Annotated in this window: 17 protein-coding genes and 1 tRNA gene; 13 read left to right on the top strand and 5 right to left on the bottom strand. The window is 62.3% G+C overall.

Annotated elements, in window-relative coordinates; all coding sequences use genetic code 11:
* Positions 1-9 precede the first annotated feature (9 nt).
* Positions 10-3,324: a site-specific DNA-methyltransferase gene (locus B5X78_RS03905; RefSeq protein ID WP_079723154.1), complete on the top strand. Its 3,315-nt coding sequence runs from the start codon at positions 10-12 to the stop codon at positions 3,322-3,324.
* A gap of 1 nt (position 3,325) precedes the next feature.
* Complete coding sequence (locus B5X78_RS03900) at positions 3,326-6,670, top strand: DEAD/DEAH box helicase family protein (protein ID WP_079723153.1); 3,345 nt, start codon at positions 3,326-3,328, stop codon at positions 6,668-6,670.
* A 538-nt stretch (positions 6,671-7,208) separates the two neighbouring features.
* Here B5X78_RS03900 and B5X78_RS03895 read toward each other — a convergent pair.
* From B5X78_RS03895 to B5X78_RS03880, 4 genes are all read right to left on the bottom strand, one after another.
* A complete protein-coding gene (locus B5X78_RS03895) occupies positions 7,209-7,496 on the bottom strand; it encodes a DUF7673 family protein (protein ID WP_079723152.1) in 288 nt (95 codons plus the stop codon).
* A 150-nt stretch (positions 7,497-7,646) separates the two neighbouring features.
* The gene (locus B5X78_RS03890; protein WP_268234374.1) at positions 7,647-8,162 is read right to left on the bottom strand and encodes a tyrosine-type recombinase/integrase; all 516 of its coding nucleotides are present in this window, start codon (positions 8,160-8,162) and stop codon (positions 7,647-7,649) included.
* A 33-nt stretch (positions 8,163-8,195) separates the two neighbouring features.
* Positions 8,196-8,786, bottom strand: a complete 591-nt coding sequence (locus tag B5X78_RS03885; protein ID WP_079723150.1) for a hypothetical protein — start codon at positions 8,784-8,786, stop codon at positions 8,196-8,198.
* A 234-nt stretch (positions 8,787-9,020) separates the two neighbouring features.
* Entirely contained in the window at positions 9,021-9,554 is a 534-nt protein-coding gene (locus B5X78_RS03880) for a hypothetical protein (RefSeq protein WP_079723149.1), read from the bottom strand.
* Between the two features lie 428 nt (positions 9,555-9,982).
* Here B5X78_RS03880 and thrS point away from each other — a divergent pair, with 428 nt between their 5' ends.
* The 11 genes from thrS to B5X78_RS03825 all read left to right on the top strand — a co-directional run bounded on the left by thrS (position 9,983) and on the right by B5X78_RS03825 (position 19,522).
* Positions 9,983-11,881 carry a threonine--tRNA ligase gene (gene thrS, locus B5X78_RS03875; RefSeq protein ID WP_079723148.1) on the top strand — a complete coding sequence of 633 codons (1,899 nt, stop codon included), beginning with the start codon at positions 9,983-9,985 and terminating at the stop codon, positions 11,879-11,881.
* A gap of 51 nt (positions 11,882-11,932) precedes the next feature.
* On the top strand, positions 11,933-12,457 hold the full coding sequence (gene infC, locus B5X78_RS03870; RefSeq protein WP_229731074.1) for a translation initiation factor IF-3: 525 nt from the start codon (positions 11,933-11,935) through the stop codon (positions 12,455-12,457).
* 290 nt (positions 12,458-12,747) lie between these two features.
* Positions 12,748-12,945, top strand: a complete 198-nt coding sequence (gene rpmI, locus B5X78_RS03865; protein ID WP_079723146.1) for a 50S ribosomal protein L35 — start codon at positions 12,748-12,750, stop codon at positions 12,943-12,945.
* 11 nt (positions 12,946-12,956) lie between these two features.
* Positions 12,957-13,316 (top strand): 50S ribosomal protein L20, encoded by a 360-nt coding sequence (gene rplT, locus B5X78_RS03860; RefSeq protein WP_079723145.1) that lies wholly within the window; start codon positions 12,957-12,959, stop codon positions 13,314-13,316.
* Between the two features lie 101 nt (positions 13,317-13,417).
* Positions 13,418-14,413 carry a phenylalanine--tRNA ligase subunit alpha gene (gene pheS, locus B5X78_RS03855; protein ID WP_079723144.1) on the top strand — a complete coding sequence of 332 codons (996 nt, stop codon included), beginning with the start codon at positions 13,418-13,420 and terminating at the stop codon, positions 14,411-14,413.
* 83 nt (positions 14,414-14,496) lie between these two features.
* Positions 14,497-16,890: a phenylalanine--tRNA ligase subunit beta gene (gene pheT, locus B5X78_RS03850; RefSeq protein ID WP_079723143.1), complete on the top strand. Its 2,394-nt coding sequence runs from the start codon at positions 14,497-14,499 to the stop codon at positions 16,888-16,890.
* Positions 16,891-16,942: 52 nt separating this feature from the next.
* A complete protein-coding gene (locus B5X78_RS03845) occupies positions 16,943-17,242 on the top strand; it encodes an integration host factor subunit alpha (protein ID WP_079724410.1) in 300 nt (99 codons plus the stop codon).
* Positions 17,223-17,579 (top strand): MerR family transcriptional regulator, encoded by a 357-nt coding sequence (locus B5X78_RS03840; protein ID WP_079723142.1) that lies wholly within the window; start codon positions 17,223-17,225, stop codon positions 17,577-17,579. The genes B5X78_RS03845 and B5X78_RS03840 overlap by 20 nt, the downstream gene beginning before the upstream one ends.
* An 88-nt stretch (positions 17,580-17,667) precedes the next feature.
* A tRNA-Pro gene (locus B5X78_RS03835) sits at positions 17,668-17,744 on the top strand.
* Positions 17,745-17,892: 148 nt separating this feature from the next.
* Positions 17,893-18,363 (top strand): cupin domain-containing protein, encoded by a 471-nt coding sequence (locus B5X78_RS03830; RefSeq protein ID WP_079723141.1) that lies wholly within the window; start codon positions 17,893-17,895, stop codon positions 18,361-18,363.
* A 127-nt stretch (positions 18,364-18,490) separates the two neighbouring features.
* Positions 18,491-19,522 carry a TraB/GumN family protein gene (locus B5X78_RS03825; protein WP_425478711.1) on the top strand — a complete coding sequence of 344 codons (1,032 nt, stop codon included), beginning with the start codon at positions 18,491-18,493 and terminating at the stop codon, positions 19,520-19,522.
* 12 nt (positions 19,523-19,534) lie between these two features.
* Here B5X78_RS03825 and dxs read toward each other — a convergent pair whose 3' ends face one another.
* The gene (gene dxs / locus B5X78_RS03820; RefSeq protein WP_079724409.1) at positions 19,535-21,442 is read right to left on the bottom strand and encodes a 1-deoxy-D-xylulose-5-phosphate synthase; all 1,908 of its coding nucleotides are present in this window, start codon (positions 21,440-21,442) and stop codon (positions 19,535-19,537) included.
* Between the last annotated feature and the right edge of the window lie 36 nt (positions 21,443-21,478).

The raw sequence follows: 21,478 nt of genomic DNA, 5'->3' as shown, positions 1-21,478 counted from the left end.
GCCAAACCGATGACCGACACCAACCCCGCCAAGTTCAAGAAGCTGGTCACCCTGCTCAGGGAGCTGTTCCAGCTCGACCAGCCGGACCTGGATTTCGGCATCTACCGAATCATGCACGCCAAGGCCGGCGAGGTGACGCAGTTCCTGGAGCGCGACCTGTTACCTCAAGTGAAGGATGCTTTCGCTCAGTACCAGTCCGAGGATGGTGCGGAGTTGAAGAAAAAGCTGGAGCAGATGGTCGCGCAGTTGACCGAGGCGGGCGTCGATCCGGAAGCCGCGCCGAAAGTCCGCGAGCTGCGTGAGCAGCTCAAGGGCGCCATCGACATCGGGGCGCTTGAGAACGAGGTCTACGACCAGTTGTACAGCTTCTTCCGCCGCTACTACTCGGAAGGCGACTTCCTGGCCAAGCGCGTCTACAAACCGGGCGTGTACGCCATCCCCTACGAGGGTGAGGAAGTCACCCTGCACTGGGCCAACAAGGACCAGTACTACATAAAGACCAGCGAGTACCTGCGCGATTACGCCTTCCGCCTCAAGCCCGAGGCCGCCGAAGGCGCAGATCCCATGCGCGTGCACTTCAAGCTGGCGGACGCGGCAGAGGGCGAGCATGGCAATGTCAAGGCTGCCGAGGGCAAGGACCGGGTGTTTGTTTTGGCGGGCGAGGATTGCATCGCCGAAGTCGACGGCGAACTGGAGCTGCGCTTCGAGTACCGCCCGGCCATGCTGGAGGACTGGCCCGCCGACCAGCGCGCCGGCAAGAAAAAGCCGCCGACGCAGAAGGATCTCAGCGCGTTCGCAGCGGAGCGCATTCTGGCGTCCGGTGCGGACTTTGCAGACTGGCTGGCGGAGCTGAAGAAGCCGCACATCAAGACCGACGGCGAGCAGGCCGACTACACCCGACTGGAAGCGCATCTGCGCCGTTACACCGCCCGCAACACCTTCGACTACTTCATCCACAAGGATCTGGGCGGCTTCCTGCGCCGAGAGCTGGATTTCTACATCAAGAACGAGGTGATGCACCTCGACGACGTGGAAAGCGAGACCGCGGCCAAGGTCGAGCAGTACCTGTCCAAGATCAAGGTGATACGCCGCATCGCCGGCAAGATCATCGATTTCCTCGCGCAACTGGAGAACTTCCAGAAGAAGCTGTGGCTGAAGAAGAAGTTTGTGGTCGCCTCGGATTGGCTGGTGGCGATCTCGCAGGTGCCGGACGAGCTGCTGCCAGAGGTGTGCGCGAATGCGGCGCAGTTGGAGGAGTGGAAGGCGCTGCACTCGCTGCATGAGTTGCCGGCGGATGTGACTTTACCTGCATATAGCGAGCCGCTGACGCGGGAGTATCTGCGGGCGCATCCGAGTCTGATGGTGGATACGCGCCACCTCGATGCGGGGTTCGCGGCGCGGCTGCTGGAGGACGCTGGCGAGCTCGATGACAAGGCCGATGGGGTGCTTGTGCATAGCGAGAATTTTCAGGCGCTTCACACCGTGAGTGCCAAATACAGGGATTCCGTTAAGTGCATCTGCATTGATCCGCCATACAACACAGGTTCTGATGGATTCGTATACAAGGACAGTTATAAGCATTCGTCATGGCTCTCTCAGCAAAAGCAGACACTTCCTTTTGCATACGGCCTGCTTTCGCAAACCGGGTCCCTTTTTGCCTTCTGCGACGAGAACGAAGTGCATCGGTATGCCCTTTCACTGATTGATGTGTTTGCAGAAGAGAACCTTGTAGAAACAATCACCTGGAATAAGAGAGTCCCGAAGAACGACAAAGGTGTTGGGAACATTCACGACTACGCCTTCTTGTTGAGTAGAGATGCGAAGGCGCGTCGTGACTTGGGAATGGCTTACACCATGCGCAAGTCCGATCTGGAGGAAATCTACGAGTTCGTGAGGAAGGAACAGGTCGGCGGTAGCTCGCTGGCTGATGCGCGCGACAACCTCAAGAAGTTCTATCGGAAACAGGGGTATGACCGCGGGATCACTCTCTATTGCGAGCTGACGCAAGATTTTCGCCTTTGGGGGAAAATCAATATGTCTTGGCCAAATCCAAAGACCGAAGGCCCGAGATATGAGGTGATAAATCCCGTCACATCTAAGCCAACGCCGATCCCGAAGAACGGCTGGAGATGGAAGGAAGACACATTTCGTGATGCCGAGAAGGATGGTGCCGAGTATCACCTCCCGGACGGCAGTCTAGTTAAGGGGCGGATTTGGTATCCGGCCGACACCGCGACGCAGCCTAGTTCAATTACCTACCTCGACGAAGTGGAATCGTTCTTGCTCCGTTCGATCATCAGTACCAAAAGTAACGGAAGTCTCGAGCTCGAAGGCATGGGCTTAGGTGGTCTGGTTGACTATCCAAAGCCGACGACTTTAATTGAGATGTTGTTGCGCTCCGTCGGTGATGGGCCTGGGCTTTATGCGGACTATTTCGGAGGGTCGGGGACAACGGGCCACGCCGTGATGAATCTCCGAAGGGAAGACGGTGTAGATAGGCGCTTCCTGTTGGTCGAGATGAGTAGCTATTTTGAAAGCGCGATCCTTCCGCGCATCAAGAAGGTTGCGTTCGCGCCGGAGTGGAAGGACGGCAAGCCCCTACGCTTGCCAACCACTGGGGAGTCAGATCGCGGCGCGCGCCTGATCAAGGTCCTACGACTGGAATCCTACGAAGACACCCTCAACAACCTTGCCATGTCGCGTAGTTCACAGCAGCAAGGGGTCATCGAGTTTCCAGGTGCCCAAGGCGCCGACGGACTACGCGAGCAGTACCTGCTGCGTTATCAGCTGGACGTGGAGTCCAGCGGAAGTGCTTCGTTGCTCAACATCAAGGCGTTCTCCGACCCCGCTGCCTACAAGCTGCTGATCAAGATGCCTGGCAGCGACGAAAGCCGCGAGGTCAACGTCGACCTGCTGGAAACCTTCAACTGGTTGCTGGGCCTGACCGTGCAGCACATCGCCGCGCCGCGCAGCTTTGCCGCCGAATTCGAGCGCGACAGCGAAGGCCGCCTGCAGCTGAAAGGCCGGCTCAAGCAGGACGTCGCGGGTCCGTGGTGGTTCCGCACCGTCACCGGCACCACGCCGGAGGGCCGCAAGACCCTGGTCATCTGGCGCAAGCTCACCGGAAACGCCGAGCAGGACAACCTGGTGCTGGAAACCTGGTTCCGCGACAAGCAGGCGTTCTCCGTCAAGGACACCGAGTTCGATCTGATCTACGTCAATGGCGACAACACCCTGGAGAACCTGCGCCTGCCCGACGAATCCTGGAAGGTCCGCCTGACCGAGGAAGACTTCCAGCGCCTGATGTTCGAAGGGACGGACTGATATGCCCGCCACCAAAAAAGTGGTTGCAAAGAAGGCTGAAAAGAAAGCCGTACGCAGGGCTGCCACGCCACCGATCGAATTCACCCAGTCGCTGGTACTGAACCAGTGGCTGTTCCGGCTGTTCGGGTTGGACAGTACCGACGGCTACTATCCGCTGGAAGGCGGTCGCAAGGTGCCGCTGCTGGAAGCCTTCAAGCAACGCTTCCAGCTCAACGAGAACAGCGAGGAAGGCCTGGACGAGAACAACGTCCACCACTTCTATCATGCGCTGGTCAACCAGATCACCGGCGAGCTGCCGGGCATCAGCAAGGACGAGCTGCTGGCCTTCGACCAGAACATCGTCCGCCATACCCTGGCGATGAACGAACAACGCGAGCTGCGCCGCGAGCGCCCGGTCGTCTGGAAGTACTACCAGTACCTGGCTCTGCTGTTCGTCGAGATCTATCTGGACCGCTACTTCCGCGATCCGCAGGCGCTGGCGCAGGCGCTCAACGCGCATATCGCCAAGTTCAACGAGGGCAAAGAGGAAGGTCAGCAGCTGCCGCCGCTGGACGAAGGCCGCGATGCTGCGCTGGGCCTGAACAAACTGGCGCTGTGGTGCGCCACCGGCAGCGGCAAAACGCTACTGATGCACACGAACCTGCGCCAGTACCAGCACCATCTTGCGCAGTCGGGCCGCAGCAGCGAGTTGAACCGCATCCTGCTGCTGACCCCCAACGAAGGTCTGAGCGATCAGCACCTGAAGGAATTCGCCGCCGCCGGCATCGAGGCCGAGCTGTTCGACAAGAACGCCCGTGGTCTGTTTGCCGGCAAGGCGGTGGAGATCATCGACATCCACAAGCTGGCCGACGACATGGGCGACAAGACCGTCGCCGTTGATGCCTTCGAGACCGGCAATCTGGTGCTGGTGGACGAAGGCCACCGTGGCGCCTCAGGTGGCGAGGAAGGCAAGTGGTTGGCCCGGCGCGACCAGCTCTGCGAGAAGGGTTTTTCGTTCGAGTACTCGGCCACCTTCAAGCAGGCGGTCAAGGGCAACGTGCCGTTGTCGCGCCGCTACGCCCGCAGCATCGTCTTCGACTATTCCTACCGGTACTTCTACAAGGATGGCTACGGCAAGGACTACCAGATCCTCAATCTCGATGACGCGCTCGAACAATCCAGCCTGGATCGTTACCTGACCGCCTGCCTGCTGGCGGCCTACCAGCAACGGCGCATGTTCGACGACAAGCAGGCCGCGCTGCAACCGTTCAATATTGGGCGGCCGTTGTGGATCTTCGTGGGTGGCAGCGTCAATGCCGTGCGTACAGAGAACCGGCGAACGGTCTCGGACGTGACGGAGATTCTGCTGTTTCTTTCACGCTTCATCGGCGAGCGGGCGCAGTCGGAACGGGCAATCGGTGAGATTCTCAGTGGCGGTTTGGCAACCGCGACGGGGCAGAACCCGTTCGCCAACCGCTTCGGCTACCTGGCGGAGCTTGGGATGTCGCCGACGGAGGCCTTCGCCGACATCTGCATGCGGCTGTTCAATGCGCCTGGCGGAGGCTTGCTGCACGTGGAGTACCTGAAAGGTGCCGACGGCGAGCTGGCCCTGAAGCTCGGCGACAACGATCCGTTCGGCGTGATCAATGTCGGCGATGCGAAGAAGCTCTACGATCTGTGCAACGAGACGCCTGGCTTGGTGGCTGAAGAACGCGACTTTGCAGGTTCGCTGTTCCGCCGGATCAATGACCGCGACAACAAGATCAGTCTGCTGATCGGCTCACGCAAGTTCACCGAAGGTTGGAACAGCTGGCGTGTAAGCACGCTGGGCCTGATGAAGATCGGCCAGAGCGAGGGAGCCCAGATCATCCAGCTATTCGGCCGCGGCGTGCGCCTGAAGGGCTACGGCTACAGCCTGAAACGAAGCAAGGCGATGCGGCTGCCGTCCGGCGTGGACAAGCCTCGCCATATCGAGTTGCTTGAGACGCTGAACGTGTTCGGCATCCATGCCGACTACATGGCCCAGTTCAAGCAGTTCCTGGAGGACGAGGGTCTTCCGCCTGATCAGGATGCCGAGGAGATCGTGCTGCCGGTGGTCCGCAACTTGGGCACGAACAAACTCAAGGTCATCCGACTGAAGCCCGAGATCAACGGTGTCCAGACCTCGTTTGGGACCGCCTTCCGCCAGCTGGCGCCCATCCCCGAGCTTGCGCTGCCGCAGGGCGAGGGCGACCTGTGGCTGCTGCGCAACAAGGTACAGCTCAACTGGTATCCGAAGATCCAGGCGATGAAAGCGGCCGGTCTGGCCGGTGGCGACGGCACCGCGGCGCTGGAACACGGCAAGCTCACGGTCCGCCATGTTGCTTTGCTCGACATCGATCGCGCCTGGTTCGAGCTGCTGCGCTACAAGAACGAGCGTGGCTGGCACAACTACAACATTCCGCGCAGTGCGGTGGAAGCCTTGCTGGCCGAAGGCGATTGGTACGACCTGCTGATTCCCGCGTCGATGCTGGCCATGGACGACTTCGCCAAGGTCATGGTCTGGCAGGAGATCGCCGAGACCCTGCTCAAGAAGTACGCCGAGCGCTACTACAGCTTCCGCAAGAAGGGCTGGGAAGAACCGCACCTGGAGTACGCCGAACTGATGGCTGACGATCTGAACTTCCCTGAAGCCGGAACCGGCGTCGGCGAGGAACAGGGTGTGTACCGCGTGTTGGTGGAGAAGACCGAAGAGACGCTTATCACCCAGCTCAAGCAGTTGGGTGACGAGCTGCGCCGGCGCGTTTCCGTCGCGGACAAGAAACTGAGCGGGGGGCAGGCCGCGGTTGAAGTGGTGTCATTCAAGGGGCACCTCTACGAGCCGCTGATCAAGGCCAGCGGCGCCAGCATCAGCGTAAAGCCGGTGGCACTGAATGACGGCGAGATGCGTTTCGTGCGCCGTCTGAAGGAGTACTGCGCCGCACATCCTGAACAGTTCGAGGGCAAGCCGCTGTTCCTGCTGCGCAACATGAGCAAGGGTCGAGGCGTCGGATTCTTCGAGGCCGGAAACTTCTATCCGGACTTCATCGTCTGGCGCATCGATGGCGACAAGCAGTGCATTACGTTCGTGGACCCGAAAGGTCTGCACAACCTTTCGTGGGAAGGTGAGCCCAAACTGGAGTTTTACAGGACGATTCGCGAGATCGAGAAGCGCCTGGACGATCCGAATGTGGCACTGCAGAGTTTCATCCTGTCCGTGACGCCCGCGGCCGCAATGCGACTTCGCTGGCCCAAGGTCACGGATGAGCAGATGGCCGCACGCAACATCCTCTTCGATGAGGACGAGCATTACGTGGACACTCTGATTCGCGCGACGGCGTCCAATTGACACGGTGCGTGCGCCACGGCGTCGTGGCTCCCTGTCAGTGCAGCCGGAGATGTTCCGTCTCGGGCTTGCTTATGCGCTTCGGGGCGGTGCGTATGGGAGGACGTTCTTCGGCCAATGAATCGTCTTCGGGTATTCGTCCCAGTCCAGCAGCTTCCGATAACAGTTGTGGCTGCCTCTGCGCAAGCATTGATAAGGGATCCAAGGTCATCGGGGTTGATACTGATGTAGTGCTCTTCGCCGTTCTTGTCGGTCGCCGTGATTTGAATTTCGCGATATCCAGGGTATAGAGCGCAGTACACGAAGGTAAGGTTTTTCATTCCTGGTTCCACCGTTAACTGTGAGTGCTAGACGTGGTCAACGTCTGATGCCGCGGTCTCGATCCAAACCCATTGGGGGAGAGTTGTTCGTCAGACCTTGGTCGATGAGGGTTCATTGCTGTTGGAGAAGTCCTATCGCGCGAGCCAAAGTCGTTTTGCGATCGAAGCTGCTGTGCGTTATCGGCGACAAGTCATGGCCTCGACTACTTAATTTCGAAGGACTAGCCAACAGGGAGATCTGGCCGCCAGGGAGAAATAAGCTTCTCGAACTGAGCGCCGTATCCCAGCGTGTCCGGGTAGCTATGCGACTTCAGGATGAGGCCAAGCGTTGTGAGCATGTCGCTGCGGATTGCCTGGTCAACAACCCACAGATCGGTCAGATCAAAACCACCGCAGGAATCGGCGTTCCACCATGCCAGGAGGAAGTTCGCGACACGGCTGCTCTGCCCAGTGTCCTGATTAGCAATGTCGATGAGGCGTTCCATTGCATCGGCTTCCTTGCGGTCCATGTTAGGGACTCCCGGTTGAAGTAGTGTCCCGAAGGGTATTCGCGTGGTGCTGGTTGTTTCTGCCGGAAGTGGCCCGTTATTGGCTTCAATTCCGAGGGCGCCTCATGGAACATCCTTCTATGGACGTTCCAGCACGAATCTGGTGGGTCGTCAGATTGCAATGCGATCCATGTGGGCCACCGCTTGATCTGCCCTGAGGTGGCCGTAATGCTTCTGGATCATCAGCAGCGATGTCCCAGCAACATGTGCGAGATTCATCAAGTCCATGCCACCCGTTGCCAAATCGGTGATAGCGCTATGGCGTAAGGAGTACATGCTGGTGTTCGCGGGCAACCCTGCTGCGGCGGCTGCCTTCTTGAACCCGTCCTTCCAAGAGTCCTTGTTCCAGGGCATTCCATCCCAACGAGTAAACAGGGGAGTTCGGGGAAGCTTGTTCTTGCTGTGCGCCCTTGCGAGCTCAAGCACTACCTTGGGGACCACGAACCTCCGGCCCGCGCCAGCCTTGTCTTTTCGAATGACGGCTTCCCCTGTGGCCAGGTTGATGTCTTCAACATTGACATGGGCTAGAGCTCCTGGCCTCAGTGGGACATTGCAGAGGACGCGGGCAAACGCTCGAAGGTCGGGCGGCATCTGCTCCAGCAAAGCTTTGCATTCTGAGTTGCTCAGGCAAACTCGACGGCCCGGCTGAGTTGGAAGTGGCTACAGCGCGAACTTCCATGCGTGGTCTTCCAGGACTGCCCTTCCCCTGAAAGCTCGATTGAGGGCGGCGCGGACAGGCGCAATGTCGCGATTGATGGTGGCTGGAGACCTGGCGCGAGTCACCGGCTCGCCTTTCTTGCTCCTGCTGATGAGGGCGGGTGTTCTCTCAAGCTGATTGCGCCAAGTGGCGACATGGTGGTCGGTCAACTTGGACAGAGGGATCTTGGCAAACGAGTGGTTGTAGACGTACCGATTGAACCGCTTGGCAGCGTCCGGACGCGTGGCCGCGTACTGCTCACACGCTACCTGGACGGTGATATCCCGGGCCATACCGCCCTTGTCGAGACGCTCGAACCAGCGTCTGGCGGCTTCCAGGGCGGCCGCGTAGCGATCGGTCGCAGGCAACTGGCCGAAGTCGCCGAGCTTGGATTGCAGTTTTCGAGACTGTGCGGAATCGTAGTGCCGGGCGACCCAGCTTCCCCCGGTCTTGCCCTGCCGGTAGCCAAGGGCCCTCCCAGAGCCCAGTTTCTGCCAGTACGGCTCAGGGCGGGGCTTCAGCCCGTTGCGTACGCTGACCTTGCTCAGTTCCATGTGACCTCCTGTTGTGGATTCCTTCCGTACGGAAAAAGATAAGGAAACAACATGGGTCCGCAATGGCCACAAAAGGACGATAAATCGTGCACTTACGTCCTCATAGGACAGCATGGAACAGCCTAGCCGGGCATTGACATGGTAGGGGTCACAGGTTCGAACCCTGTACCGCCCACCACTGCAAACCCAGCAATAGCAAGGGTTTGGGTGGATTCCCGCGACGAGCGGGCCGCGCTACAGCGTGGATGCGGTCTCGGCGCCGCCAGCTTCCAGAAATTCCTTCGCCCGGGCCTTCTGCCAGGCCGACGTGGCGTGCACCACCACCGCCGAATCGCCTTCGCCCAGTGCTTCCTGCACCCGCATCACGTAGCGGTCGTGGTCGGGCCGCAGCGTGACCAGGCCACCCAGCATAAGGCCGAAGATGCCGCCGTACATCACCAGCATCAACCAGGACAGCCAGGGCGACTGGTCCACGGCGGGGATATCGGCCATCCGCAAAGCCACGTACACCATCAGGCCAGCGATGGCGCCAATCACGCCCAGGCGCACGTGCGCCCAAATCATCGTGCGGAAAATGTTGTGGCTTTCCGGCTCGAGTTTGCGGCCAGGATGGCGCTCGCCCGGCACCAGCACCTGGACCTGTCGGGCGGACAGCGACATCGCCTGGCGCAGGCGTTCGGCCTGCCTGCGCGCCAGTTCCGCGCTGGGGTAGATGGCCGCCACCTTGCTGTTGGAAAGCTCTTCGGTGAAAAAGACGGGCCCGGTCATGGTGATGACTCCTGCAATACGTCCGTTGCCAGCTTCCACAGGGGCGCGGGGCAGGGACGTGAAGCGGGACGATTTGGCACTGCGTTGTTGCGAGCAGATTCACGCATGAAAACGATCCGTTAGCGCCGGAACGTCGCGCCGACGGACGGGGCTGTCGGCAGGCCGCCGGTCGAGGGCCCGGGTCCGCTTTGCTGCCGTGAGCCGGTCGTTTACACTGCATCACCCGATTCCCACGAGGTGGCCCGCGGAAGCGCCGGCCGAGCGTGCGACATGAGCACTACCACCTTCTAAACCAGGTACTGCCCGAGGCACTGCATCCACAGGCGCCCTCGCGGCGCTTTTTTGTTGCCCGCCATACGCTTTCCGCGACACCTCTGCCCCGCTGGGCACGGCCTGATTCGCGGCATCCAGGACTCAAGACGCACACCATGATCACGATCACGCTCCCCGACGGCAGCCGCCGCGAATTCCCGCAACCCGTTTCCGTCATGGAAGTGGCCCAATCCATCGGCGCCGGCCTGGCCAAGGCCACCGTGGCCGGTGCGGTCGACGGTCGCCTGGTGGATGCGGTGGATGTCATCGACCACGACGCCAGCCTGCGCATCATCACCCCCAAGGACGAGGAGGGTGTGGAAATCATCCGCCACTCCAGCGCGCATCTGGTCGGCCATGCGGTCAAGCAGCTGTATCCGGACGTCAAGATGGTCATCGGCCCGGTGATTGCCGAAGGCTTCTACTACGACATCTACAGCGAGCGCCCGTTCACGCCGGAAGACCTGGCGGCGATCGAGCAGCGCATGCAGGAACTGATCGCGCAGGACTACGACGTGATCAAGAAGGTCACCCCGCGCGCAGAGGTCATCGACGTGTTCCAGTCGCGCGGCGAAGACTACAAGCTGCGCCTGATCGAGGACATGCCCGAAGAAAAGGCGATGAGCCTGTACTACCACCAGGAATACGTGGACATGTGCCGCGGCCCGCACGTGCCGAACACGCGCTTCCTGAAGGCGTTCAAGCTCACCCGTATCTCCGGCGCCTACTGGCGCGGCGACGCCAAGAACGAGCAGCTGCAGCGCATCTACGGCACCGCCTGGGCCGACAAGAAGCAGCTCGATGCCTACATCACGCGGATGGAAGAAGCCGAGAAGCGCGACCATCGCCGCATCGGCAAGCAGCAGCATCTGTTCCACCTGCAGGAAGAAGCGCCGGGCCTGATCTTCTGGCACCCCAAGGGTTGGTCGATCTGGCAGGTGGTCGAGCAATACATGCGCAAGGTCTACCAGGACAGCGGCTACGGCGAAGTGCGCTGCCCGCAGATCCTGGACGTGTCGCTGTGGAAGAAGTCCGGCCACTGGGACAACTACCAGGAGAACATGTTCTTCACCGAGTCGGAAAAGCGTACCTACGCAATCAAGCCGATGAACTGCCCGGGCCACGTGCAGGTGTTCAACCAGGGTCTGCACAGCTACCGCGATCTGCCGATCCGCTATGGCGAATTCGGCTCCTGCCACCGCAATGAACCCTCGGGCGCGCTGCACGGCATCCTGCGCGTGCGCGGCTTCACCCAGGACGACGGCCATATCTTCTGCACGGAAGAGCAGATCGAGTCGGAAGTGACCGCGTTCCACCAGCAGGCGCTGGCGGTGTACACGGCGTTCGGCTTCGAGGACATCCAGATCAAGATCGCCCTGCGCCCGGAAAAGCGCCTGGGCGAGGACGACACCTGGGACAAGGCCGAGGACGCTTTGCGCGCGGCGCTGCGCAGCTGCGGCGTGGAATGGCAGGAACTGCCGGGCGAGGGTGCGTTCTACGGTCCCAAGATCGAGTACCACCTGAAGGACGCCATTGGCCGGACCTGGCAGCTGGGCACGATGCAGGTGGATTTCATGATGCCGGGCCGTCTGGGCGCCGAATACGTGGACGAAAACAGCCAGCGCCGCCACCCGGTGATGCTGCACCGGGCCATCGTGGGCTCGATGGAGCGCTTCATCGGCATCCTGATCGAACACCACGCCGGCTCGTTCCCGGCCTGGCTGGCCCCGCAGCAGGCGGTGGTAATGAACATTACCGACGCTCAGGCCGATTATGTGGACGAAGTCCGGAAAATCCTTGCAAATCAAGGCTTCCGGGTGATTGCCGATTTGCGGAACGAAAAAATCGGCTTTAAAATCCGCGAGCACACGCTACAGCGCGTTCCCTACCTGCTGGTGGTTGGCGACCGCGAGAAGGAAAATGGCGCCGTTGCCGTGCGCACGCGTTCGGGCGAAGATCTGGGCACAATGTCCGTGGAAGCTTTCGCCGAACGCCTGCGCGGCGAGCACGCGTAACAGATCCGGCCCCCGCCGGGGGCCGGCACGACACCCTCTGGAGACTGCAACATCAGTACCCCTGACAACAAGCAAAACCGCAAGAATCACGAGATCCGCGTGCCGCGAGTGCGCGTGATTGGTTCCGATGGCGAGATGATCGGCGTGCTCACGCGCGACGAGGCTTTGGCCAAGGCCGAGGAAGAAGGCCTGGACCTGGTCGAGATCCAGCCCAATGCGGAGCCGCCTGTCTGCAAGATCATGGACTTCGGCAAGTTCAAGTTCGAAATGCAGAAGAAGGCCAACGAGGCCAAGAAGAAGCAGAAGCAGGTCGAAATCAAGGAACTGAAGTTCCGCCCCGTCACCGATGAGGGCGACTATCAGATCAAGATGCGCAACATCCGCCGCTTCCTGGAAGAAGGCGACAAGGTCAAGGTCAACATCCGTTTCCGTGGCCGCGAAATGAGCCACCAGGAGCTGGGTCGCGAAATGGCCGCGCGCATCGAAGCCGAGCTGGGCGATGAAATCGTCATCGAATCCCGTCCGCGCCTGGAAGGGCGCCAGATGGTCATGATGATCGCGCCGAAGAAGAAGTAAGCCGCGGGCGCTGGCCCCTCAGGCTGACCAGAAGGACCGCCTTGAGCGGTCCTTCTGCGTTCCGGGCCAGGCAGGAGCCTCAGGGGCTGCGCGCAAACCCCCTGATTTGCAAGGATTTCCAAGTCTGGGCATAATGTGCGGCCCAGTTCATCGGGATTGGCTGTTCGCAGCCCAGGAACCTGTCGTGGATTCTTTTTGATTCAACGACTTACAAGCCGACACGGGCAGGACGGAAAGAGTGGCTCTGCCACCGCCCAGGTCAGTGACATAAACCCATCAAGGACATAGCAATGCCCAAGATCAAGACCCACCGGGCGGCGGCCAAGCGTTTCCGCAAGACCGCGTCCGGCAAGTACAAGGCTGGCCACGCCAACCGTAGCCACATCCTCACCAAGAAAGCCACCAAGCGGAAGCGCAACCTGCGCGGCACGAACATCGTTCGCGCCGAGGACAGCAGCCGCCTGGATCGCATGCTTCCCTACCTCTGAGGATTTGAAAAATGGCACGAGTTAAGCGTGGCGTGACGGCGCGTCGCCGTCACAAGAAGGTCCTCCACCTGGCCAAGGGCTACTACAACGCCCGTCGCAAGGTGTTCCGAGTCGCCAAGCAGGCGGTCATCAAGGCGCAGCAGTACGCCTACATCGGCCGCAAGCAGAAGAAGCGCAACTTCCGTTCGCTGTGGATCACCCGCATCAATGCGGCTGCCCGCATCAACGGTCTGAGCTACAGCCGTTTCATGAACGGCCTGCTGAAGGCTGGCATTACCCTGGATCGCAAGGTGCTGGCGGACATCGCCGTGCACGACGCGGCGGGTTTTGCGGCGCTGGCTGAAAAGGCGAAAGGCGCTCTGGCGGCCTGAGGCCGTCTCTCCACCGTAAATGCAGTAGGGCGGTTCGCCGCCTGAAACGTGGGGAAGGGCGCAAGTCCTTCCCCATTTTTTTGGAATCCAGCAGGACTCCCATGAGCGATATCGAATCCGTATCCCGCCAGGCCCTGGCCGACATCGCCGACGCACAGTCGCCGGACGCCGTCGAACACCTGCGCGTGGCCTTGTTGGGCAAGAGCGGCAGCATCACCGCGCAACTCAAGCAGCTGGGCAGCCTGCCGGCGGATCAGCGCAAACAGGCCGGTGAAGCTATCAATCGCGTGCGCGATGAAATCGGCGAGGCGCTCGCCGCACGCAAGCAGTTGCTCGACAACGCAGCGCTGGACGCCCGCCTTGCCGGCGAAACCATCGACGTCACCCTGCCGGGCCGCAACGGCCAGCGCGGTGGCCTGCATCCAATCAGCCGCACCCTTGAGCGCATGGCCGACATTTTTGGCCGCCTGGGCTACGAGTTGGCCGACGGCCCGGAAATCGAGGACGACTGGCATAACTTCGAAGCACTGAACTTCCCGCCGCACCATCCGGCGCGCGCGATGCACGATACCTTCTACTTTGGCGATGGCCGCCTGCTGCGCACGCATACCTCGGGTGTGCAGGTGCGTTACATGGACGCCCATCGTCCGCCGCTGCGCATGATCGCCGCCGGCAAGGTCTACCGCAGCGACAGTGATCAGACCCACTCGCCGATGTTCCATCAGGTGGAAGGGCTGCTGGTGGACGAGCATTCCACCTTCGCGGACCTGAAGGGCACGCTGGCCGAATTCGTGCGCGCGTTCTTCGAGCGCGATTTCGAGATGCGCTTCCGCCCGAGCTACTTCCCGTTCGTGGAGCCCGGCGCCGAGGTCGACATCGCCTGGCAACAACCGGACGGCAGCACCCGCTGGCTGGAAGTGCTGGGTTGCGGCATGGTCCATCCGAATGTGCTGCGCAACTGCGGCATCGATCCGGAGCGCTATACCGGCTTTGCCTTCGGCATGGGCGTGGAGCGCTTTGCCATGCTGCGCTACGGCGTCAACGATTTGCGCGCGTTCTTCGAGAACGACGTGCGCTTTCTGCGCCAGTTCGCTTGAACCCCTGATTATGGCGGGATGCGCATGCGCGTCCTCGAATCTTGATGCTGTGGCGGGCCGAGCCCGCCTGATGGTGAGACCCGATGAAATTCTCTGAAAACTGGTTGCGCAGTCATGTCCCCACCCAGGCCAGCCGTGAGCAACTGGCGGCGGTGCTCACCGCAATCGGCCTGGAAGTGGAAGAAGTGACCGCGCTGGGTGACGGCGTGGCCGGTGTGGTGGTGGCGCGCATCGTCGAATGCGCCAAGCACCCCGAAGCCGATCGTCTGCAGGTCTGCCAGGTCGATGTCGGCGGCGACGCACTCCTGCAGATTGTCTGCGGCGCGCCCAATGCACGCCCGGGCCTGGTGGCGCCGTTGGCCACGGTAGGCGCCCACGTCAATGGCATCGACATCAAGGCGGCCAAGCTGCGCGGTGTCGAGTCCAACGGCATGCTGTGCTCGGCCAAGGAACTAGGACTGGATGCGGACGCTTCCGGCCTGCTGGAACTGCCTGCCAATGCACCCGTTGGCACCGCATTGGCGAATTACCTGGGGCTGCCCGACGCCAGCATCGAAATCAAGCTGACCCCCAATCGCGCGGATTGCTTCAGCGTGCGTGGCATTGCCTACGACGTGGCAGCCGCCCTGGACAGCGCGGTGCAGCCGCTGGCAGGCGAGACAGTGCCGGCGCGGATCGGCAGCGAGCGGGTGGTGGAACTGAGAGCCGGCGAACGCGTGCCGCGTTTCGTCGGTCGCGTGATCGAAGGCGTGAATGCCACCGCGCCCACGCCGGCGTGGATGGCCGAGCGCCTGCGCCGTTCCGGCGTGCGCCCGATCAGCCTGCTGGTCGACGTCACCCAATACGTGATGCTGGAACTTGGCCAACCCATGCATGCCTTCGATCATGACCTGCTGGAAGGCGCCGTTGTCGTGCGCCCGGCTCGCGCCGGCGAGGAGCTCAAGCTGCTCGACGGCCGGACCGTCAAGCTCGATGACGACATGCTGGTGGTGTCCGACGGTCACGGCGGCGCCGCGGCGCGCGCAGTGGCACTGGGCGGCATCATGGGCGGCTACGACACGCGCGTCACCGACAGCACGCGCAACGTGTTCCTGGAAGCGGCGCACTGGATTCCCTCAGCCATCATTGGCCGCAGCCGCAAGCTGGGCCTGCACACCGATGCCGGCCATCGCTTCGAGCGTGGCGTGGATCCGGAGTTGCCGCGCCAGGCGGTGGAATATGCCACCCGTTTGATCCTGGAAATCGGCGGCGGTGCAGCCGGCCCGATCACCGAAGCCGCGTTGCCGGAGCACCTGACGGCGCCCGCACCCATCACCCTGCGGCGCGCACGCGTGCAGCGCGTCCTGGGAATCGCCATCGAGGATGCCGAGATTGCGCGCATCCTGATCGCGCTGGGCATGCAGGTCAGCGCAACCACGGAGGGTTGGCAGGTCGTGCCGCCGTCGCGCCGCTTCGATATCGCCATCGAAGAAGACTTGATTGAGGAGTTGGCGCGCATCCACGGCTACGAGCGCATTCCGACCACGCTGCCCGGCGGCGCCACGCGCATCGCCGGCATCACCGAAACGCGCCTGGATGACGCCACGGTGCGTCGCCAATGGGCCGCGCGCGAGTATTTCGAAACGGTCAACTTCGCTTTCGTCGATGCGCAGTCGCTGCAGCAATGGCAGCTGCAGGCGGGCGGCGTGCCGCTGGCCAATCCGCTGAGCGCCGAGCTGGGTGTGATGCGTACCTCGCTGCTTCCCGGACTGGTGGCTGCGCTGGGACGCAACCTGGCTCGCCAGGCCACCCGTGTGCGCCTGTTCGAGCTGGGCAATGTGTTTGCCGATGCCGGGCAGGGTCAGGCCCCGCGCGAGACCCAGCGCCTGGCCGCTGCGGTCTGCGGCGACGCTTACCAGGAACAATGGGGGCAGACGCCGGCGCGCAAGGTCGACTTCCACGACCTGAAGGGAGATCTGCAGAGTCTGGCTGCTGCGTCCGGCGCGGTCCTGGAGTTCCGTCCCGCGTCGCCGCCCCAGGGCCATCCGGGCCGCTCGGCCGAGGTCTATCGCGACGGGCACTACCTGGGCTGGCTGGGCCAGCTGCACCCCCGTTTGCAGCGGGCGCTGGACATCGATGCCGATGTCTTCGTCCTGGAACTGGACCTGGCGCCGCTGGTGGCCCGGACCGTGCCGCGTGCCGCCGACCTGTCGCGCTACCCGTCCGTCCGCCGGGATCTTGCGTTCGTCGTGTCCGACCACGTCAGCTGGCAAGCTTTGCGCGAGACTGTGGAACAGACAGCCGGGCCACTGCTACGCGAGGTCCAACTGTTTGACCGGTATGTGGGGGCTGGGGTCGAATCCGGTCAAAAGAGTCTCGCTATGGGCTTGATTTTGCAGGACAAATCACGCACTCTGAATGACAGCGACGTCGATTCGGTAGTGGAAGTCGTGGTGTCTGCGCTGGCGCAGGCACATGGCGCCCGAATCCGCGGATAAATGCAAAGCGTTGCGAGCGGTACTGGAAACAAAGACTGGGGAACAGGTGGGCATGGCGTTGACCAAGGCTGAAATGGCAGAGCGGTTGTTCGACGAAGTCGGACTGAACAAGCGTGAGGCCAAGGAATTCGTCGATGCCTATTTCGACGTGCTCCGCGATGCGTTGGAGCAGGGTCGCCAGGTCAAGCTGTCGGGCTTCGGCAACTTCGACCTGCGCCGCAAGAACCAGCGCCCGGGCCGCAACCCCAAGACCGGGGAAGAGATCCCCATTTCGGCGCGGACCGTCGTGACGTTCCGCCCGGGGCAGAAACTCAAGGAGCGTGTGGAAGCCTATGCTGGACCCGGGCAGTAACCGCGAACTTCCGCCGATTCCGGCCAAGCGCTACTTCACCATTGGTGAGGTCAGCGAGCTGTGCGATGTCAAACCGCATGTGCTGCGCTACTGGGAAACCGAATTTCCCAGCCTGGAACCGGCCAAGCGACGCGGCAATCGTCGTTATTACCAGCGCCATGACGTGCTGATGGTGCGGCAGATCCGCAGCCTGCTGTACGAACAGGGCTACACGATCGGTGGCGCGCGGCTGCGCCTGGAAGGCGAGGGCGCCAAACAGGAATCCGCCTTGAGCAACCAGATCGTGCGCCAGGTGCGCATGGAGCTGGAAGAAATCCTGCAGTTGTTGCGCCGTTGATTGGCCCAGCAGCAGAGCCTTGCTAGGAATGGCTCATCGCTTGCGGCTATAATCAGCGCCCGCCTCGCGGCGGCGAATTTTCAGAATTCGGGGTATAGCGCAGCCTGGTAGCGCACCAGTCTGGGGGACTGGTGGTCGTCGGTTCAAATCCGGCTACCCCGACCAAGCAGTACGACAAGACCGTTCCGTCACCTTGCGTGACCGAGCGGTTTTTTCGTTTCAGGGCCTCAGCGCGCCCGTTTTGCTCGAATCGGGCTCGCCATGGTCCAGCCCGGCTTGCGGCATCCCGGCGAGTCGTGTTTAGAATCCCTTCATGCACGCACGCGCCGAAGAGCTGATCCGCACCCTGGACCTGGCCCCTCATCCCGAGGGCGGCTACTTTCGGCGCATTTTTGAATCGAACAAACGCACCGAAGTGAATGGCATCGAGCGTGCCACGCTGACGGCGATCAAGTTCCTCATTACCGAAGGTGTTGTCAGTCGTTGGCACCGTGTGGACGCGACCGAGATCTGGGACTGGGCGGAAGGCAGCGCGCTGGAACTGTCGATGTTCGATCCGGAAACCCGCACCTTGAGCCGCGCTCAGTTGGATACCTCGGCCCGGGGTGGCCAGCAGGTGCAGGTGGTGCAGGCCGGCATCTGGCAGAGCGCGCGCAGCCTGGGCGCCTATACCGTCATGGACTGCTCGGTGTCGCCGGGCTTTGTCTGGAAGGGCTTTCAGTTGCTCGAGCACGACAGCGAGACCGCCCGACATCTGCGCGAAGCCGGTGGCCGCGTCGCCTGACGGAACCATGGCAATTCAGTAAGGTCATACCTGCCGCGCCGGCCATGGCGCGATGACAGGAGTGCAGGGAATGCGTCGAGACTGGCTTGGCCTGCTGCTGGTCATGCTGGCAGCATCGACCGTAGCGATGCGCGGCGATCTGCTGGCGCGGGAAGGCCCCGTGACCGCCGCTCCTGCTGCCGTTGCCTCCCCGAAGCTTCCGCCGGTAACCGCGCCGACCAGCGCCACGGAAGCGCCCGTACGTGAGCTGGAGGCCATCACGGTCAGCGGTGTGCAGCCGGGGCCCGGTTTGTGGCGGGTGCGCAACGGCGATCACCTGCTCTACATCCTGGGTACGCAGTCGCCGCTGCCCAAGCGCATGACCTGGCGCTCGGATGAAGTGGAGCAGGTATTGCAAGTGGTCGACCGCGTGCTGGGTTCGCCCGGCGTGCAGGTAGATGCGGACGTCGGTTTCTTTCGCGGCATGCTGCTGCTGCCTTCGGCCATGAAGGCGGCAAAAAATCCGGGCGACCAACGCCTGCAGGACGTCCTGCCCGCGGACACCTATGCGCGCTGGGCGAGGCTGAAGCAGCGCTACCTGGGACGGGACACCGGCATCGAGAAGAAGCGACCGCTAATCGCCGTCTTCCAGTTGTATCAGGAGGCCTTGTCGCGTTCGGGACTGAAGGAGCGCAACGTGATCGAGCCCGTACTCGAGGCGGCACTGAAGAAGCGCAAGCTAAAAATCACGCCGGCCACCCTCAAACTGATGATTGAGGATCCCAAGCAGGCGATCGCCGACTTCCGCAAGGAGCCGTTGAAGCCGGTGGACCTGGAATGCTTCAACCGGACGCTGGACCGGATCGAGTTCGAGTTACCACGGATGACCGCGCGCGCCAACGCATGGGCGGTGGGCGATGTCGCTGCCCTGCGCAGCCAGCCCACGGAAGCTCAGCAGCTGGCCTGCCTGTCGGCCTGGTTCGATACGGATGTGGCGCGCAAACGTGGCCTGACCGATCTGGATGTGCGCGTGCGCGAGACCTGGCTGGGCCAGGCCGATCTGGCCCTGCGCGAAAGTCGCATCACCTTTGCCACGGTGGGCATCGGTGAACTGCTCAAGCCGGGCGGCTATCTGGCGCAGTTGCAGGCCCGGGGCTACACGGTGGAAGCACCCGAATAACCCCGGAAACGCTCAGCCTGCGGCGATCAACGCTGCCGACTTCGCTGCCAGCGCCGGCCAGCGTTGCAGGATGGCGGCACGAATCCCGGCCGCGTCGATGCCGGCTTCGGCCAGCAGATCTTCCCGGCTGGCATGATGCTGGAAGCTGTCGGGCAGGCCCAGGTGCAGCACGGGCAGGGCGATGCCTTGCTCGTTCAGCAGCTCGGCCACGCCCGAACCTGCGCCACCCATCACCACGTTGTCCTCGACGGTGACAAAGCCTTCGTGGGACGACGCCAGTTCCAGTACCAACGCGCGATCCAGCGGTTTGACGAAGCGCATGTTGACTGCCGTCAGACCGAGCTCGAGTGCCACCTGCTCTGCAGCGGCCACTGTCGATCCAAAGGCCAGCACAGCGACGTTCTTGCCGCGGGCGCGCAGTTCCGCCTGGCCAATCGGCAGGGTGTCCAGATCCGGGGTCAGCGCCACGCCCGGACCCGTGCCGCGCGGATAGCGCACGGCGGCTGGGCCGACATGCTGGTAGCCGGTGCTGAGCATGCGGCGGCACTCGTTCTCGTCGGCCGGCGCCATCACCACCATGTTGGGGACGCAACGCAGGTAGCTCAGGTCGAGATTGCCCGCGTGGGTGGCGCCGTCCGGACCCACCACGCCGCCACGATCGATGGCGAACAGCACGTCCAGATTCTGGATCGCCACGTCGTGCACGAGCTGGTCGTAGCCGCGCTGCAGGAAGGTGGAGTAGATCGCCACCACCGGCTTGCTGCCTTCGCAGGCCATGCCGGCCGCCAGGGTTACGGCGTGCTGCTCGGCAATGGCCACGTCGAAGTAGCGTTCCGGATACTCCTTGCTGAAACGCACCAGGCCGGAGCCTTCCCGCATCGCCGGGGTGATGCCCAGCAGCTTGGGTTCGGCCGCGGCCATGTCACACAGCCATTCGCCGAATACGTCGGTGTAGGTGGGCTTCTTTGCACCGGTCTTGCTGATCAAGCCCTTTTCGGGATCGAACGGGCCCACCGCGTGGTAACCGATCTGGTCGCCCTCGGCCAGCTCGTAACCTTTGCCCTTGGTGGTCAGGATATGCAGCAGCTGCGGACCCTTGAGGGTCTTGAGGGTCTTGAGTGCGCCCACCAGCGCTTCGACATCGTGGCCGTCGATGGGGCCGGTGTAGTGGAAACCCATCTGCTCGAACAGCGTGGACGGCACGAACATGCCTTTCCAATGCTCTTCCCAGCGACGCATGAAACGCGCCGGCGGCTTCTTCTTGTCACCCAGCAGTTTCTTGCCGCCCTCGCGCAAGGCATTGAGCGTGCGGCTGCTGCTGAGACGACCGAGCATCTTGGTCAGCCCGCCGACGTTCTCCGAAATCGACATCTGGTTGTCGTTGAGGATCACCAGCAAGTTGGGTTCCGGCTCCATGCCGCCGGCATGATTGAGCGCCTCGAAGGCCATGCCGGCCGTCATCGCGCCGTCGCCAATCACCGCCACCACCTTGCGGTCATCGCCCTGTTGCGCCAGTGCGATCGCCATGCCCAGCGCGGCGGAAATGGAGGTCGACGAATGGCCGACGCCAAAGGTGTCGTACTCGCTTTCTTCGCGCTTGGGGAACGGCGCCACGCCATCCTTCTGCTTGACCGTATGGATGTCGTCGCGACGGCCGGTCAGGATCTTGTGCGGATAACACTGATGCCCCACGTCCCAGACCAGGCGGTCGACCGGGGTTTCGAACAGGTAATGCAGGGCGACGGTCAATTCGATCACGCCCAGGCCGGCGCCAAAGTGGCCACCGCTCTTGCCGACCGACTCGATCAGGTAGCCGCGCAACTCTTCGGCGATGGCGGGCAGCTCGGCTTCATCGAACTGACGCAGGTCGGCGGGGATGTTGATGCGGGAGAGTCGGGGATAGCGGGCGGCGTCGATCATCGGGCTGGCTTTCATCTGTGCGCCTATTTTCCCCCT

It is taken from the genome of Pseudoxanthomonas indica (assembly GCF_900167565.1).
GTDB classification, from domain to species: domain Bacteria; phylum Pseudomonadota; class Gammaproteobacteria; order Xanthomonadales; family Xanthomonadaceae; genus Pseudoxanthomonas_A; species Pseudoxanthomonas_A indica.
Note: the sequence above shows the minus strand (reverse complement) of the source record. Positions and strands in the feature narration are given on the sequence as shown.